This is a genomic window from Arthrobacter sp. Leaf69 (genome assembly GCF_001422645.1).
In the GTDB taxonomy this organism is placed as follows: Bacteria; Actinomycetota; Actinomycetes; order Actinomycetales; family Micrococcaceae; genus Arthrobacter.
The window spans coordinates 791472-804805 of sequence record NZ_LMLR01000010.1 but is presented as its reverse complement, the minus strand read 5'-3'; the positions used below and the strand labels follow the sequence as shown (position 1 = coordinate 804805).

Below are 13334 nucleotides of genomic sequence, written 5' to 3'. Positions count from 1 at the left end.
GGAGGAAAGCTATTCTGCGGCGGTCATCCGGATCTTCAGGGCCTCGGGCTCGACGGTCACGACAAGGTGCGTCCCGGTCCCGAGGTGGTCGCCGTCGAGCTGGAATTCCTGTTCACGCTCCAGGGTGATCTCGGCCGATTTGCCCTGGAAGTACTCCACGGATTCGGTCTCGCGCTTGTTTCGGCCGAAGATGCCGGCAACAACGCCCAGCCAACCAAGCCGGCCGCGCGGGGCCAGGATCAACAGATCCAGCACGGCGTCGTCGATCTTGGCGTCCGGGAAGATCTCGACGCCGCCCATGATCCGGCCGCAGTTGCCGATCATCACGCTGCGGATCCTGCGGCGGACGGGATCGCCGCCGTCGACGCAGATCGATGCCTTTACGGGTTTGCCGGGGAGTTTGCGGATGCCGGCCTCAACGTACGCCAGCCACCCCATGCGGTCCTTCAGCACATCGACGGTGTCCGCCATGATGGCGGCGTCGTAGCCGAGTCCGGCCATCACCAGGAACACCTGTTCGTCGTCGGAGCGGTCCAGCCGCGTCTTGACGACATCGATGGACTTTTCGCTGCCGTTGAGCACGTCGTAGCAGGCGGACACAGGGTCGGTGATGTCCACGCCCAGGTTGCGGGCCAGCAGGTTTCCGGTTCCCAGCGGCACCAGTCCCATGGGCGTTCCGGTACCGGCGAGCACCTCGGCCACGCAGCGCACGGTGCCGTCGCCGCCGGCGGCAATCACGACGTCGACGCCCGCTTCCAACGCCTCGCGGGCCTGGCCGGCGCCCGGGTCCTCGACTGTGGTTTCGAGCCAGAGCGGCTCGGCCCAGCCTTGCGTTTCGCACAGCCGGAAGATTGCGCCCTTGAGTTCCTGGCCGCCTGTTTTGGCGGGGTTGACCACGACGGCGGCGCGCCGGGCCGGGGTTGTGCTGTCGCGCACAGATTCGCTAGCGACCACGGGATTGCTATCGACCGCGGGTATTTTCTCTGGCATGGCGTCCTTCGAGGGAAGTGGGGGCGTGGGGTGTCCCGGTTTGAAATCCTAGCGGGGTTCCGTGCGTAACCTCCGCAGCCAGGGGCGCGAACCGTGGACGTTCGCGCTCCGGGGTCACTAGACTGGCCATGCTCAAGTACTGGAGCCAGCCGGGCTTTGCCATTTGCCGGCCCGGCCGCCTGTCGGGATCAGCCCGACAGGCCATGCTCCAGGGGCGGAAAGCGGGAGCACATGTCCGAACCACAGGAGAACTACTCGGCCGAGGCCGTGGCGTCCAGCACGGATCCCCACGACTGGGGCCGGGCCATGGCACTGGCGGTCACGCGGCTGGCCGAGCAGCTCGCCCCAGCGGACAGCGAGGATATCCATGCCTCGCTGGTGGGCAGGGACCTGCACCTCAAGATCCGTGACGACGACGCCGCAGGGGTCACCATCACCGTTTCCACCGCACCGGTTTCGGGGCGTTCCAGCTAAGCGCGTCAGCGTCCGGAGGACAGGTCGGCCGAAATGAGCCCGGCGGCGGCCACTGTTGCCGCCCGCACGGAGTCCAGGTAGGCTTCCGGGTCCGGCCGGGCCGCAACCGACTGCGCCTGCAGTGACACGTTGATGGCGGCGACCACCTTGGGCCCGTCATGGACCGGCGCGGCGACGGACATCAGCCCGGGTTCGAGCTCCTGGTTCAGCAGGCACCAGCCCTGGGCCCTGACGGTGGCCAGCTCCGCGAGCAGTCCCTGCCGGGTTCCGATGGCGTGCGGGGTCAGGGGCCTGATGTCGGCGTGGGCGAGGTACGCCTCCAGCGCGGCCGGCGGCAGGGCCGCCAGCAGCACCCTGCCCATCGACGTGGCGTAGGCCGGGAAGCGGGTGCCGACCGTGATCCCCACGGTCATGATCCGGCGCGTGGCCACCCGGGCGATGTAGGCGATGTCCGTGTCTTCCAGCACCGCGGCCGACGTCGACTCCCCCAGCTGGAGCGACAGCTCCTCGAGGTGGGGCTGGGCGAGCTGCGGCAGCGACAGCCCGGACAGGTAGGCGTAGCCGAGCTGTAGCACCTTGGCGGTCAGGGCGAAGATCTTGCCGTCGGTGCGGACGTAGCCCAGCTCCACGAGCGTGTGCAGGAACCGCCGTGCGGTGGCCCGGGTGAGGTCCGTCCGCGCCGCCACCTCGGTCAGCGTCATCTTCGGATGGTCGGTATCGAAGGCGCGGATCACCGCCAGCCCGCGCGCCAGCGACTGCACGTACTGGTCACTGGCGGCCGGCGGGTCACCGGCCCGGGCGCCCTTTGCTGCGTCAATCATTTCCTTTGCCTCTCGGTCCCGCCCCACTTTATCCGTGCGGGCGGATGCTCAGCTTCCGGCGGCGGACGCGGCCTTGAGCGGCACCGGAACCATGGCCTGCAGCTCGTCGAGCGTGCAGCCGAACGTTTCCCGGACCTGCACGCCGTCGGGGCCGGTCAGGAAGACCGCCTTGTCCGTGTAGATCCGGGTCACACAGCCGATGCCGGTGAGCGGGTAGCTGCAGCTCTCCACCAGCTTGGAGACGCCCTCGCGGGTCAGGAGTGTCATCATGACGAAGACATCCTTGGCGCCGGTGGCGAGGTCCATGGCCCCGCCAACGGCCGGGATCGCGTCCGGGGCGCCGGTGTGCCAGTTGGCCAGGTCGCCGGTGGCGGAGACCTGGAAGGCGCCCAGCACGCAGATGTCCAGGTGCCCACCGCGCATGATCGCGAAGGAGTCGGCGTGGTGGAAGTAGGACGCCCCGGGGAGTTCGGTCACGGGGATCTTGCCGGCGTTGATGAGGTCGCCGTCGATCTGGTCGCCGGTGGCCTCCGGGCCCATGCCGAGCATGCCGTTCTCGGTGTGGAGGGTGATGTTCTGCTCCGGCTCGAGGTAGTTGGAGACCAGGGTGGGCTGGCCGATGCCGAGGTTCACGAAGGACCCGGGTGTGATGTCCCGGGCCACCAGGCGGGCCAGGTCATCGCGGCCCAGCGGCTTGTCGGCGGTCTGGATACCGGCGTGGATTCCCGCCCGGTCATTGGATTGGACGCTCATGTCAGGCCACCTTCACAATGCTGTTGACGTAGATGCCGGGGGTCACGATGGTCTCCGGGTCGAGGTCTCCGGTGGGGACGATCCGGGACACCTGGACGATGGTGTGTTGGGCCGCGGCGGCCATGATCGGGCCGAAGTTGCGGGCCGTCTTCCGGTAGACCAGGTTGCCCTTGCCGTCGGCCGTGAGCGCTTTGATGAGGGCGACGTCGGCGTGGATGGGGGTCTCGAAGACCTGGCCGCGGCCGTCCAGGATGCGGGTTTCCTTTCCTTCGGCCAGCATGGTGCCGTATCCGGTGGGGGTGAAGAAGCCGCCGATCCCGGCGCCCGCGGCGCGGATCCGTTCGGCGAGGTTGCCCTGCGGGACGAGTTCGAGTTCGATCTCGCCGGCGCGGAACTTCGCGTCGAAGTGCCAGGAGTCGGACTGCCGCGGAAACGAGCAGATCATTTTCTTCACCCGGCCTTCCTTGATCAGCAGCGCGAGGCCCTGGTCGCCCTGGCCGGCGTTGTTATTGACCACGGTGAGGTCCCTGGCGCCGCAGTCCATCAAGGCGTCGATGAGTTCGAACGGCTGACCGGCGTTGCCGAAACCTCCGATCATCACGGTGGATCCGTCCCGGATGCCGGCGACGGCCTCGTTGACGGTGTCGGGAAAGTTCAGCATGTCTTAGCCCTTTACTGTGCTGGTGGCGGTTGCGGTGACGTTTTCGAGCACGACGGCGAGGCCCTGGCCGACGCCGATGCAGATCGCGGCGACGCCCCAGCGCTGCCCGGAAGCCTGCAGGCTGCGGGCGAGGGTGCCGAGGATCCGCCCGCCGGAGGCGCCCAGCGGGTGGCCCATGGCGATGGCTCCGCCGTGCCGGTTCACGATGGACGGGTCGATGCCCCAGGCGTTGATGCAGGCCAGGGACTGCGCGGCGAAGGCCTCGTTGAGTTCGACGGCGCCCACTTGGTCCCAGCCGATGCCGGCTTTGGCGAGGGCCTTGTTCGCGGCTTCCACGGGGGCGTAGCCGAAGAACTGCGGATCGTTAGCGTGCGCGCCGCGGCCGGCGATGCGGGCCAGCGGTTCCAGGCCCAGGATCCCCGCGGCGTTTTCCGAGCCGAGCCACGCCGCGGAGGCGCCGTCGGACAGCGGGGACGCGTTCCCGGCGGTGACGGTGCCGTCCTCGGCCCGGAACACGGTCTTCAGGCCGGCGAGCTTCTCCGCCGTGGATCCGGCACGGATGCCCTCGTCGCGGACCAGGTCCGTGCCCGGGACCGGGGTGACGAGCCTGTCGTAGAACCCCTCATCCCAGGCAGCGGCGGCGAGGTTGTGCGAGTTGGCCGAGAATTCGTCCTGCGCCTCGCGGGTGACACCGTATTTCTCCCGGAGCCGCTCGGTGGCCTCGCCCAGGGACACGGTCCAGTCCGGCCGCATGGCCTTGTTGACCAGCCGCCAGCCCAGCGTGGTGGAGACCAGCGTCATGTCGCCGGCCGGGTAGGGCTTCTCCGTCTTGGGCAGCACCCAGGGGGCGCGGGACATCGATTCGGCGCCGCCGACCAGCATCAGCTCCGCGTCGCCGGTGTTGATCTGGCGGGAGGCGATGATCGCGGCGTCCAGGGAGGAGCCGCAGAGCCGGTTGACGGTGGTGCCGGGAACCGAGACGGGAAGCCCGGCCAGGAGGGTGCCCATCCGGGCGATGTTGCGGTTCTCCTCGCCGGCGCCGTTGGCGTTGCCGAAGACCACCTCATCGATGCGTTCGACGTCGAGGTTCCGGGCGCGCTTCACGGCTTCGCGGATCACGTGGGCGGCGAGGTCGTCCGGCCGGACGCCGGCGAGTCCGCCGCCGAACTTGCCGAAGGGGGTCCTGACGGCGTCGTAGATGTAGGCCTGATTCACGGCGTCTTGTCCGATCCTGTGTTGACTTCTGTATTGTCCCTGGCGGGGGTGTCCATGGACTGGAACACTTGCTGGGCGGTCTTGAAGGCGGTATTGGCGGAGGGGACCCCGCAGTAGATCGCGGTCTGGAGCAGGATTTCCTTGATCTCATCCCGGCTCAGGCCGTTGTTGATGGCGGCGCGGATATGCATGGCCAGTTCTTCCCAGTGCCCGTGGGCCACCATGGCGGTGAGGGTGACCGCCGAGCGCATCTGGCGGCTCAGGCCCGGCCTGGTCCAGATGCCGCCCCAGGCGATCCGGGTGATCATGTCCTGGAAGTCCTCGGTGAAGGAGTCCTTGGCGGCGTTGGCGCGGTCCACGTGTTCGGCGCCGAGCACCTCGCGGCGGACCACCATTCCGCCGTCATAGACCTCCTGGCTGGTGGCGTCCGGCTGGACCGCTCCATGCCGTTCCAGCCCGGTCCGCTCGGGTCCGCCGGGTTCTGCGCCGTTGAGCTGGCGGCCCGTCATTTTCCTGCTCCGGTGGACTCGGTCCAGGTGATCAGGCTGCGCAGCAGTTCGGCCACGTGGCCCGGGGCCTCGAAGGGGGCCAGGTGGGCCACGCCCTCGAGGGTCGCGGCGTTCGCTGTGCCGCCGCCGGAGGTGATTCCTTCGACGATCTCCGTGGCCATCGAGGGAGGAGCGACACTGTCCAGGGCCCCGGCGATGGCCTGGGTGGGGACGCTGATGCTGCCCAACTGGTCCCTGACGTCGAAGCCGGCGAGGGCTTCGCAGCAGAAGGCGTAGCTGAAGCGGTCGGCGTCGCGCAGGCTGTGCAGCAGGCGGCCGCTGAGTTCCGGCTGGTGCTCCATAAAACCTGGTGCGAACCAGCGCTGCGCCGATCCCTGGATCATCACCGGGGTCCCCTGCGTGCGGACGGTCTCCGCGCGCTCCAGCCAGCCCTCCGGCGTGCCCAGTTTGGCCCCGGTGCACTGCACGGACAAGCTCTTGAGGCGGTCGCCGTGCTTGATGCCCAACTGCAGCCCGGTGGCGCCGCCCAGCGAGACGCCGGCGTAGTGGAACCGGGCGCCGGGAGCGATCGAATCGACCAGTTCGACGACGGCGTCGGCCAACTCGGCCACCGTGAACGGCTCCGTCGCGGCCGGTGAGATGCCGTGCCCCGGCAGGTCCCAGGCGACGACGTCGACGTCGCCGCCGAGCAGGGCGCCGGCCTGGGTCCACAGCAGCGTGGAGGTGCCCAGGGACGGGCCAGCCACGAGGAGTGGTTTGTCCCCCAGCGGGCGCTGGGGCGAGAGCAGTACTGCCTTGACGTTGGGTCTAGCCACGGGAGGCTCCGTTCAGGTCGGGGATCGGTAATGACTTGGGGACTCCGGCGGCGGTGTCGGCGCCGGTGCCGCTGACTGTGCCGGTGGCGGCGCCGGCGACGCTGGCGCTGTAGTCCGGGTAGGCCGCGAGGATGCGGCGGGAGATGTCGGCTGCCTGGCCGAGGTAGTTGGCCGGATCGAGCAGTTCCTCGAGCCGGGCGTCGGAGAGCAGCGCAGGCGGGACGGCGTCGCGGAGCAGCCGCCGGTAGGTGGCGGCCTGTTCGGCGGCCGGGACCTGGAGCGTCTGGTCCACGACGGACTGCAGCAACTGCTTGCCGTCAGCACCTGACAGTCCGGCCCCTGGCTGTCCGGCAAGCAGCGGTGCGACGGCGGCCGTGACGGCTTCACTGAGCAGCAGCGGTCCGGCGAGGTCCAGGTTGCGCCGCATGGCCCCGGGGAAGACCTGCAGGCCTTCGGCAAGTTCCCGGAGCTGGATCGAGGCTCCGAGGCCGAGGCGGAGGAGCTGGCGGAGGGCAGGCCATTCGCTGTGCCAGGCGCCGTCAGGGCGTTCATCGTTGAAGTTGGCGGCGGCCAGGTGCAGCTGGGCGGCCTGGCCGGGGGCTTGCAGGGCTGCGCTGCGCACCAGCACGGACAGCACCGGGTTCTGCTTCTGCGGCATGGCCGAGGACCCGCCCCGTCCCGCGGCGCGTGGTTCAGCGAGTTCGGCGACCTCCGGGCGGCTCAGGAACAGCACGTCGGACGCGATCTTGCCCGCGGCGTCGGTCACGGCGGCCAGGGCGTCGCCGAGGGACGTGACGGCGAGGCGGTTGGTGTGCCACGGGGCCGGGACGGCGGCGAGGCCGAGTTCTGCGGCCAGCCGGTCGGACAGATCAAAGGGGCTGAGTCCAGAGCGTGCCGTCAGTACGGTGCCGGCCGCAAGGGTCCCGGCCGCCCCTCCGGTCTGCACTGGGAACTCGAGCGCCTCGAGGCGGCGCGCGGCGGCGGCGAGGCCGTGGAACCATTGGGCCGCCTTGAGCCCGAAGCTGAACGGCAGGGAGTGCTGGGTGAGGCTGCGGCCCACGCAGAGCGTGGCCGCGTGCTGTTCCGCGAGGGCGGCCAGCGCCGCCGTCGTTGCCTTCAGTTCGGTGAGCAGTCCGCCGACGGCGTCCCTGGCCAGGAGGATCAGGGCTGAATCGAGCACGTCCTGGCTGGTCAGCGAGGTGTGCACGGCCTGTCCGGCGCCGATCCCCGCGGTATCAAGGGCTGCGACGTGTCCGCGGAGGTCCGCCAGCAGCGGGATCACCGGGTTGGCGCCGCCCTGGGCGCGCACGGCAAGGCCCGCGAGGTCGTAGCGGCTCACGTCGGCGGCCGCGTCTACCACCGCGGCGGATCCGGCAGGCGCCAGGGACGCGCCTTCCAGGACCGTGGCCCAAGCGGCCTCCACCCGGAGAATGGCGGCCAGTACCGCCCGGTCCCCGGTCAGCGCCGCCACGACCGGTGACGCCGAGACGGGACTGAGTAGTCCAAAGTCACCCTGGAGGCCGACGTCGCCCTGGCGGCCGGCGCCGTCCGCTGTGCCAGCACTGTTGTCTTGGGAGATCACTGCGAGGCGCCCTCGGGGCCGGCACCTTCAAAATCAAGGAACACGGTTTCGCCGTCGCCCTGGAGCCGGATGTCCCAGGTCAGGCCGCCATCCGCGTCGCGGCGTGCGATCAGCGTCCTGCGGCGCTCCGGATCGAGCGAGCGGAGCAGGGGGTCGGCGGCCAGGGCGGCCTCGTCCTCCGGCAGGTAGATCCGGGTGAAGAGCCGGTTCATGAGGCCGCGTGCGAAGACCGCCACGGCGATGAACGGTGCCGCGCCTTCCTCGGTGGGGCCCGGGTTCACCGTAGTGAAGGTGAAGACGCCGGTGTTGCCGACGGCGCTGCGGCCGAAGCCGGTAAAGGTGTAGCCGTCACGGACCAGGGAACCCGTGCGGTGTGGGACCTTGCCGTCGGCGTCGGCCTGCCAGATTTCCAGGATCGCGTCGGGAATGGGGTGGCCGGCGCCGTCGTAGACCGTGCCCTGCAGACGGATGGAACCCGGGGAGCCGGGGGCCAGCAGTTCGCGGTCCTTGGTGTAGGGCAGGGCGTAGCCGTAGAACGGTCCCACGGTCTGGCCGGGGGTCGGAATCAGTTTGGTGGGGTTACTCATGGTCGTCTCCTTCTGCCCCCAGGGCCTCGTTCTCTGTCCAAGTCCGCTTGGAACCGGTCAGGACGATGTCCCAGTTGTACGCCAGGGCCCATTCGGGTTTGGTCTGCTCGTGGTTGTACGTGGCGACGAGCCGGTCGCGGGCGTCCTGGTCCACGATTGACTGGTAGATCGGGTCCAGCGGGAAGAGCTGGTCACCGGGGAAGTACATCTGGGTGACAATCCGCTGGGTGAACTCCTGGCCGAACAGGGAGAAGTGGATGTGGGCCGGGCGCCAGGCGTTCAGGTGGTTCTTCCACGGGTAGGCGCCGGGCTTGATGGTGGTGAAGCTGTAGGAGCCGTCGGCGCCGGTGATGCAGCGGCCGACGCCGGTGAAGTTGGGGTCCAGCGGTGCGGGATGCTGGTCCCGCTTGTGGATGTAGCGGCCGGCGGAGTTCGCCTGCCAGATCTCGACCAGCTGGCTGGCGACCGGCCGGCCGTCGCCGTCGAGGACCCGACCGGAGACGACGATGCGTTCGCCCAGCGGTTCCCCGCCGTGCTGGATGGTGAGGTCCGCCTCCAGCGCGTGCACGTCCATGTGCCCGAACGCGGGAGAGTGCAGCTCGATGGTCTCCGGGTCCGCGTGGTGCAGGTCCTTGGTGGGGTGGCGCAGGACGCTGCTGCGGTACGGCGCGTAGTCCAGCCGCGGCTGGATCTCTGCCGGGGCGCCGTTCCGGAGGGCCTGGGCGTAGGCGTCGCCGAGGGCCTTCATTTCGGCGCTGAGGTCCGCCTGCGACTCAGCGGCATCGTCCCCGGCAGGGACAGCACTCGCATACGTCTTTGGTGCGGCCTCCGTGGCGGCGTCGGACACGACCTCGGTGAGCGGATCCGCGTTGTAGGTTTCAAGGTTGAACTCTTCAGGCACAGCAGCCTCCTTTCGTGGGGTGTGGTGTTGTCGGTCAGGGAGTGTGGTCAGCGGGTGGGGTTTAGCTGGTGCAGGTGGTCGTACTGGACGGCGTGCCGCACCGGGGCGTTGGGCGCCCCGTAGCCGTCGTAGGCTCCGCGGCGCTCCACCATTTCGAAGAACACGCTGCCCACGGTGGCGGTGTAGAAGTGCAGGAACTCGCCGTCGGCGTCGCGGTCGTAGAGGAGGTTGAGCTCCCGGAGGGTCGCCAGGAAGGCGGGGTCCAGGCCGAACCGGGCGTCGAGGTCCTCGTAGTAGTTCGCCGGGATCTGGAGGAAGTCCAGGCCGCGTGCTTTGGCGGCGCGGGCCGTCGCGACGAGGTCATCCACCGCGAAGGCGATGTGTTCCTGGTAGGTGCGGCGTTGGCCGGTTGCCTCCGGGCGGGGGCCGGCAGTCCCGTCCGGGGCGGCGCCTTCGCGCTGGATCAGCGGGGCCAGGTTCAGCACGAGGCGGACGCCGCGGTCGCGGGTGAGCATCACCTGGGACCGGACCAAACCGGTGGGGCTGGCGACTTCCGCGTACGGCTGCGGCTCCAGGGCCAGGGCGCTGGTGTAGAAGAGGACGGCCTCGTCGAAGTGCTGCCAGGGCTGGGCGAGGTTGACGTGGTCGATGACCGCATTCCGGGACGCTGCCGCGACGGCGGGGGCTTCGCGCCCCTCGCCGAATTCGTGGGTCCACACGGCGGTGCCGTCGGGGCTGCCCTGGCACAGGAAGATCTCGGTGGAGTCGGGGGCGGCGAAGCCCTGGAAAATTTCCTCGTCGGCCTGGCTTTTGCGGGGCACGGCCGGGGCCTTGAGCTGCTGGGCCCGGGCGGCGGCGACGACGGGGGAATCGACGTCGAAGCCCAGGGCGGAAATCGCGGGTGCGGTCGCCGTCCCGGAGGTGCGGGATTCCTGGGAGGAATCCTCGTTGATGATCACGCGGGCGTGGCCCATGGTCCACAACTGCACGTTCTTCGTCCGGTGGCGCCCGTTGAAATCGAATCCCAGCTGGCCAAGCAAGGTTTCCAGGCCGGTGGTGTCCGCGGCCCTGACCTCGGCGAAGTTGAAGCCGGCGGGCTCGGCCACCTGCGGGAGCGTGGCGAGCTCCATCGCGTACCGGCGGCGGCTTGTCGCGGCAGTTCCGGCACTGCCGGCACCGTTTCCGGCGGCCAGATGCGCGTCCAGCCACTTGGCGCTCTGCTCCTCCAGCCAGATCAGCGACCGCATCGCGTCCACAGCGGTCCGTTCGACGTCGGACTGGCGGAACACGTCGTTGAAGACCTCAAGGGACACCGGGCCGGTGTAGCCGGCCCGGACCACATGTCCCATGAACTTGGCGAGTTCGAACTGGCCTTCACCCGGGAACACCCGGTAGTGCCGGCTCCAGGACAGGACATCCATGGACAGCTTGGGAGCATCAGCCACTTGGACGAAGAAGATCTTCTCCGGGTCGAAGGATTCGATCGGGGCGGTGTCCGCGTCACGGGAGAGGATATGGAACGAGTCCAGGCACGTGCCCAGGTTGGGGTGGTCCACTGCTGCGACGAGCCGGTGCGCGTGCTCGTAGTCGTTGACGTACTTCCCCCATGCCAGCGCCTCGTAGGCCACCTTGACGCCGTGGTCCCGCGCGAGGGCGGCGAGGGCGGTGAGCTGTTCGGCCCGGAGCCCGTCGTCGTCAATGCTGGCAGTGGCGACGTTGGAGCAGACCAGGATGGTGTCCATGCCCAGGCGGGACATCAGCCGGAATTTCGCCTCCGCGCGGCGCAGGTTGGCGGCCAGCAGGTCCCCGGGCACGCTGTCGAAGTCGCGGAACGGCTGGTACAGATCCAGGGTCAGGCCCAGGTCCGCGGCCATGGTGCGGACGTCCTCCGGGCTCAGCGGGGAGGTGACGAGGTCCTGTTCGAAAATTTCGATACCGTCGAAGCCCGCGCTGGCGCAGGCCTGCATCTTTTCCCGCAGCGTGCCGGAGAGGCAGACTGTGGCGATTCCGGTGCGCATCAGGCGGCCACCTCTTCGGCGGCGACGAGTTCCAGGAAGTGCGCGCGCATCCGGTCCGCGTCAGCCTCCCGGCCGGTGAAGATCCGGAAGGCGTCAGCTGCCTGACCCACGGCCATCCGGCCGCCGTCGAGCACCTCGCAGCCTTTGGCGCGGGCTTCACGGACCAGTTCGGTTTCGATCGGCCGGTACACAATGTCCGCCACCCAGTGCCGGGGTGTCACGAGGCACATGTCCAGCGGGACACCGGGGTGGGCGGCCATGCCCACCGGTGTGCAGTGCACCAGGCCGTCGGCCAGCGGCATCAGGTGCGGAAGCTCCGCCGTCGTCCGCGCGGTGACCAGCTGGTCCGGGAAGAAGCCGGCAAGTTCAGCGGCACGGGCCGCGCAGCGGGCGGGATCGGTGTCCACCAGGTCAAGTTCCCGGACCCCTGCGGTGAGCAAGGCGTAGGCGACGGCGGAGCCGGCACCCCCGGCCCCCAGCTGCACCACGCGGTTCAGCCTGGCTCCCGGCAGGCCGGAGGCGAGGGCGGCGGCGAATCCGGAGAAGTCGGTGTTGTGGCCGATGAAACGGCCGTCCCGGATGGTCACCGTGTTGACTGCGCCGAGGCGCCGGGCGTCGGGGGCGACCTCGTCCAGGTGCTCCAATACCAGTTGTTTGCACGGATGGGTGATGTTCAGGCCGTTGAAGCCCAGGCGGTAGGCGCCGGTCAGGAGCTCGCCGATACTCTGGCCGGGAAGCCCCAGTTCGGTGAGGTCGATGGGGCGGTAGAGGTACCGGAGGCCCTGCACATCGCCTTCGCGTTCGTGCATGGGGGGCGTGAGGGACGGCATCACGCCATCGCCTATCAGGCCCACGAGGAAGGACTCTGCTCGGTTACTCATCCGTATAGCTCCTTTGACAACGGCACTCGGCGGGCGGTGACGCACGAGGCGACGTCCGCGGGCCGGGTGTTGGAAATTACAGTACCGGAAATGTTCGCATGTTGCACTGTTGTTCTACTACCGAACAAACCGGGAAATTTCATGGCCGCCTCACTGCTGCGGCAGCCGGGCGGACAGCTCGGCCGCAGCCGACTGGAGCAGCGGGACCAAGGCCACGAGGGCCTCGACACTCATCCTGAAGACCGGGACTGCCGTGGCGAGGGAGGCGAAGGCGGCGCCCTGGGCGTTGAGCACCGGAACGGCGACAGCCCGCATGCCCAGTTCGTTCTCCTGGTCCATGACGGCGAAGCCGCGCTGGCGGACCAGTTCGATCTCCGCCCGGAATGCCTCCCGGTCCGTGATGGAAAATTCGGTCAGCGGCTCCAGCTCAAGCTCGTCGACCAGCCGGCTGCGGGTGGCGTCGTCGGCGAAGGCCACGAGCGCTTTGCCGACCGAGGTGGTGTGCAGTGCGCCCAGGTGTCCCGGATCGCTCGTGACGCGGAAGGTCTGCGGTCCGTCCACTTTGTTGACTGTGAGGTGGTGGTTTCCGTCGCGCACGGAGAGGATAGTGGCTTCGCCCGTCTCGTCCGTGACGCGCCGCAGGATCGGCAGGGCCGTGCCGGCGAACCCGTGGTGGTTGGACACGCGCTGCCCCAGCTGGAAGATCCGCAGGCCCAAGTGGTAGCGGCGCCCGTCCGGCTCGTAGTCCACAAAGCCGTCCCGGGTCAGGGAACCCAGCAGGCGGTAGGTGGTGCTGAAGGGCAGTTCCGCCCTGCGGGACAACTCCGCGGCGCTGGCACCGCGGGGCTCATCGCCGAGCAGGACCAGCAGGCCCAGGGCCTTGCCGACCATGTCCGTCCGGGAGTCTTCCTTCGCATCCCCCTTCGCATCCCCCCGGGGGGCCTTTGCACCCTTGCGGGCAGGGGCCGGAGGGGCAGCGGCAGCCTCGGGCACTTCTGTGTCTTGATTCACACTCATAGGTAAATGCTCTCACATGGTGAGAGCTATTTCTAGATGGTGATTATTTTTATTGACAAGTGACCGCCCTCACAGTCATGATTGCTACATGGCACAAGTAGCTCCCACCA

Annotated in this window: 14 protein-coding genes; 1 reads left to right on the top strand and 13 read right to left on the bottom strand. The window is 69.0% G+C overall.

The window, feature by feature from the left end; translation table 11 throughout:
• Positions 1 to 9: 9 nt before the first annotated feature.
• The gene (locus ASE96_RS09025; protein WP_442853889.1) at positions 10 to 936 is read right to left on the bottom strand and encodes a diacylglycerol/lipid kinase family protein; all 927 of its coding nucleotides are present in this window, start codon (positions 934 to 936) and stop codon (positions 10 to 12) included.
• Positions 937 to 1221: 285 nt separating this feature from the next.
• Here ASE96_RS09025 and ASE96_RS09020 point away from each other — a divergent pair, with 285 nt between their 5' ends.
• On the top strand, positions 1222 to 1464 hold the full coding sequence (locus ASE96_RS09020; protein WP_056428952.1) for a hypothetical protein: 243 nt from the start codon (positions 1222 to 1224) through the stop codon (positions 1462 to 1464).
• A gap of 5 nt (positions 1465 to 1469) precedes the next feature.
• On the opposite strand, the gene ASE96_RS09015 is transcribed toward ASE96_RS09020, so the two are convergent.
• From ASE96_RS09015 to ASE96_RS08960, 12 genes are all read right to left on the bottom strand, one after another.
• Positions 1470 to 2285: an IclR family transcriptional regulator domain-containing protein gene (locus tag ASE96_RS09015; protein WP_056428948.1), complete on the bottom strand. Its 816-nt coding sequence runs from the start codon at positions 2283 to 2285 to the stop codon at positions 1470 to 1472.
• A 48-nt stretch (positions 2286 to 2333) separates the two neighbouring features.
• Positions 2334 to 3038, bottom strand: a complete 705-nt coding sequence (locus ASE96_RS09010) for a 3-oxoacid CoA-transferase subunit B (protein WP_056428947.1) — start codon at positions 3036 to 3038, stop codon at positions 2334 to 2336.
• A gap of 1 nt (position 3039) precedes the next feature.
• Positions 3040 to 3699 (bottom strand): 3-oxoacid CoA-transferase subunit A, encoded by a 660-nt coding sequence (locus ASE96_RS09005; RefSeq protein ID WP_056428946.1) that lies wholly within the window; start codon positions 3697 to 3699, stop codon positions 3040 to 3042.
• 3 nt (positions 3700 to 3702) lie between these two features.
• Positions 3703 to 4914, bottom strand: coding sequence for a thiolase family protein (locus ASE96_RS09000; RefSeq protein ID WP_056428941.1), 1212 nt, complete (start codon positions 4912 to 4914; stop codon positions 3703 to 3705).
• On the bottom strand, positions 4911 to 5423 hold the full coding sequence (gene pcaC / locus ASE96_RS08995) for a 4-carboxymuconolactone decarboxylase (protein WP_056428938.1): 513 nt from the start codon (positions 5421 to 5423) through the stop codon (positions 4911 to 4913). Before pcaC ends, ASE96_RS09000 begins: the two co-directional genes overlap by 4 nt.
• Positions 5420 to 6238 carry an alpha/beta fold hydrolase gene (locus ASE96_RS08990; RefSeq protein ID WP_056428935.1) on the bottom strand — a complete coding sequence of 273 codons (819 nt, stop codon included), beginning with the start codon at positions 6236 to 6238 and terminating at the stop codon, positions 5420 to 5422. Before ASE96_RS08990 ends, pcaC begins: the two co-directional genes overlap by 4 nt.
• Positions 6231 to 7709, bottom strand: a complete 1479-nt coding sequence (locus tag ASE96_RS08985) for a lyase family protein (RefSeq protein WP_235500191.1) — start codon at positions 7707 to 7709, stop codon at positions 6231 to 6233. Before ASE96_RS08985 ends, ASE96_RS08990 begins: the two co-directional genes overlap by 8 nt.
• A gap of 107 nt (positions 7710 to 7816) precedes the next feature.
• Positions 7817 to 8407, bottom strand: coding sequence for a protocatechuate 3,4-dioxygenase subunit alpha (gene pcaG / locus ASE96_RS08980; protein ID WP_056428932.1), 591 nt, complete (start codon positions 8405 to 8407; stop codon positions 7817 to 7819).
• Positions 8400 to 9308 carry a protocatechuate 3,4-dioxygenase subunit beta gene (pcaH, locus tag ASE96_RS08975; RefSeq protein WP_442853888.1) on the bottom strand — a complete coding sequence of 303 codons (909 nt, stop codon included), beginning with the start codon at positions 9306 to 9308 and terminating at the stop codon, positions 8400 to 8402. The genes pcaG and pcaH overlap by 8 nt, the downstream gene beginning before the upstream one ends.
• 47 nt (positions 9309 to 9355) lie before the next feature.
• Entirely contained in the window at positions 9356 to 11326 is a 1971-nt protein-coding gene (locus tag ASE96_RS08970) for a bifunctional sugar phosphate isomerase/epimerase/4-hydroxyphenylpyruvate dioxygenase family protein (RefSeq protein WP_056428929.1), read from the bottom strand.
• Positions 11326 to 12207 (bottom strand): shikimate dehydrogenase, encoded by an 882-nt coding sequence (locus tag ASE96_RS08965; protein WP_056428927.1) that lies wholly within the window; start codon positions 12205 to 12207, stop codon positions 11326 to 11328. Before ASE96_RS08965 ends, ASE96_RS08970 begins: the two co-directional genes overlap by 1 nt.
• Positions 12208 to 12357: 150 nt before the next feature.
• Positions 12358 to 13224, bottom strand: a complete 867-nt coding sequence (locus ASE96_RS08960) for an IclR family transcriptional regulator (protein WP_082492646.1) — start codon at positions 13222 to 13224, stop codon at positions 12358 to 12360.
• Positions 13225 to 13334: the final 110 nt, after the last annotated feature.

Coding starts and splice junctions, on each gene's coding strand:
- ASE96_RS09020 (WP_056428952.1), top strand. CDS start 1,222: ATGTCCGAACCACAGGAGAACTACTCGGCCGAGGCCGTGGCGTCCAGC.
- ASE96_RS09015 (WP_056428948.1), bottom strand. CDS start 2,285: ATGATTGACGCAGCAAAGGGCGCCCGGGCCGGTGACCCGCCGGCCGCC.
- ASE96_RS09010 (WP_056428947.1), bottom strand. CDS start 3,038: ATGAGCGTCCAATCCAATGACCGGGCGGGAATCCACGCCGGTATCCAG.
- ASE96_RS09005 (WP_056428946.1), bottom strand. CDS start 3,699: ATGCTGAACTTTCCCGACACCGTCAACGAGGCCGTCGCCGGCATCCGG.
- pcaC (WP_056428938.1), bottom strand. CDS start 5,423: ATGACGGGCCGCCAGCTCAACGGCGCAGAACCCGGCGGACCCGAGCGG.
- pcaG (WP_056428932.1), bottom strand. CDS start 8,407: ATGAGTAACCCCACCAAACTGATTCCGACCCCCGGCCAGACCGTGGGA.
- ASE96_RS08970 (WP_056428929.1), bottom strand. CDS start 11,326: ATGCGCACCGGAATCGCCACAGTCTGCCTCTCCGGCACGCTGCGGGAA.
- ASE96_RS08965 (WP_056428927.1), bottom strand. CDS start 12,207: ATGAGTAACCGAGCAGAGTCCTTCCTCGTGGGCCTGATAGGCGATGGC.
- ASE96_RS08960 (WP_082492646.1), bottom strand. CDS start 13,224: ATGAGTGTGAATCAAGACACAGAAGTGCCCGAGGCTGCCGCTGCCCCT.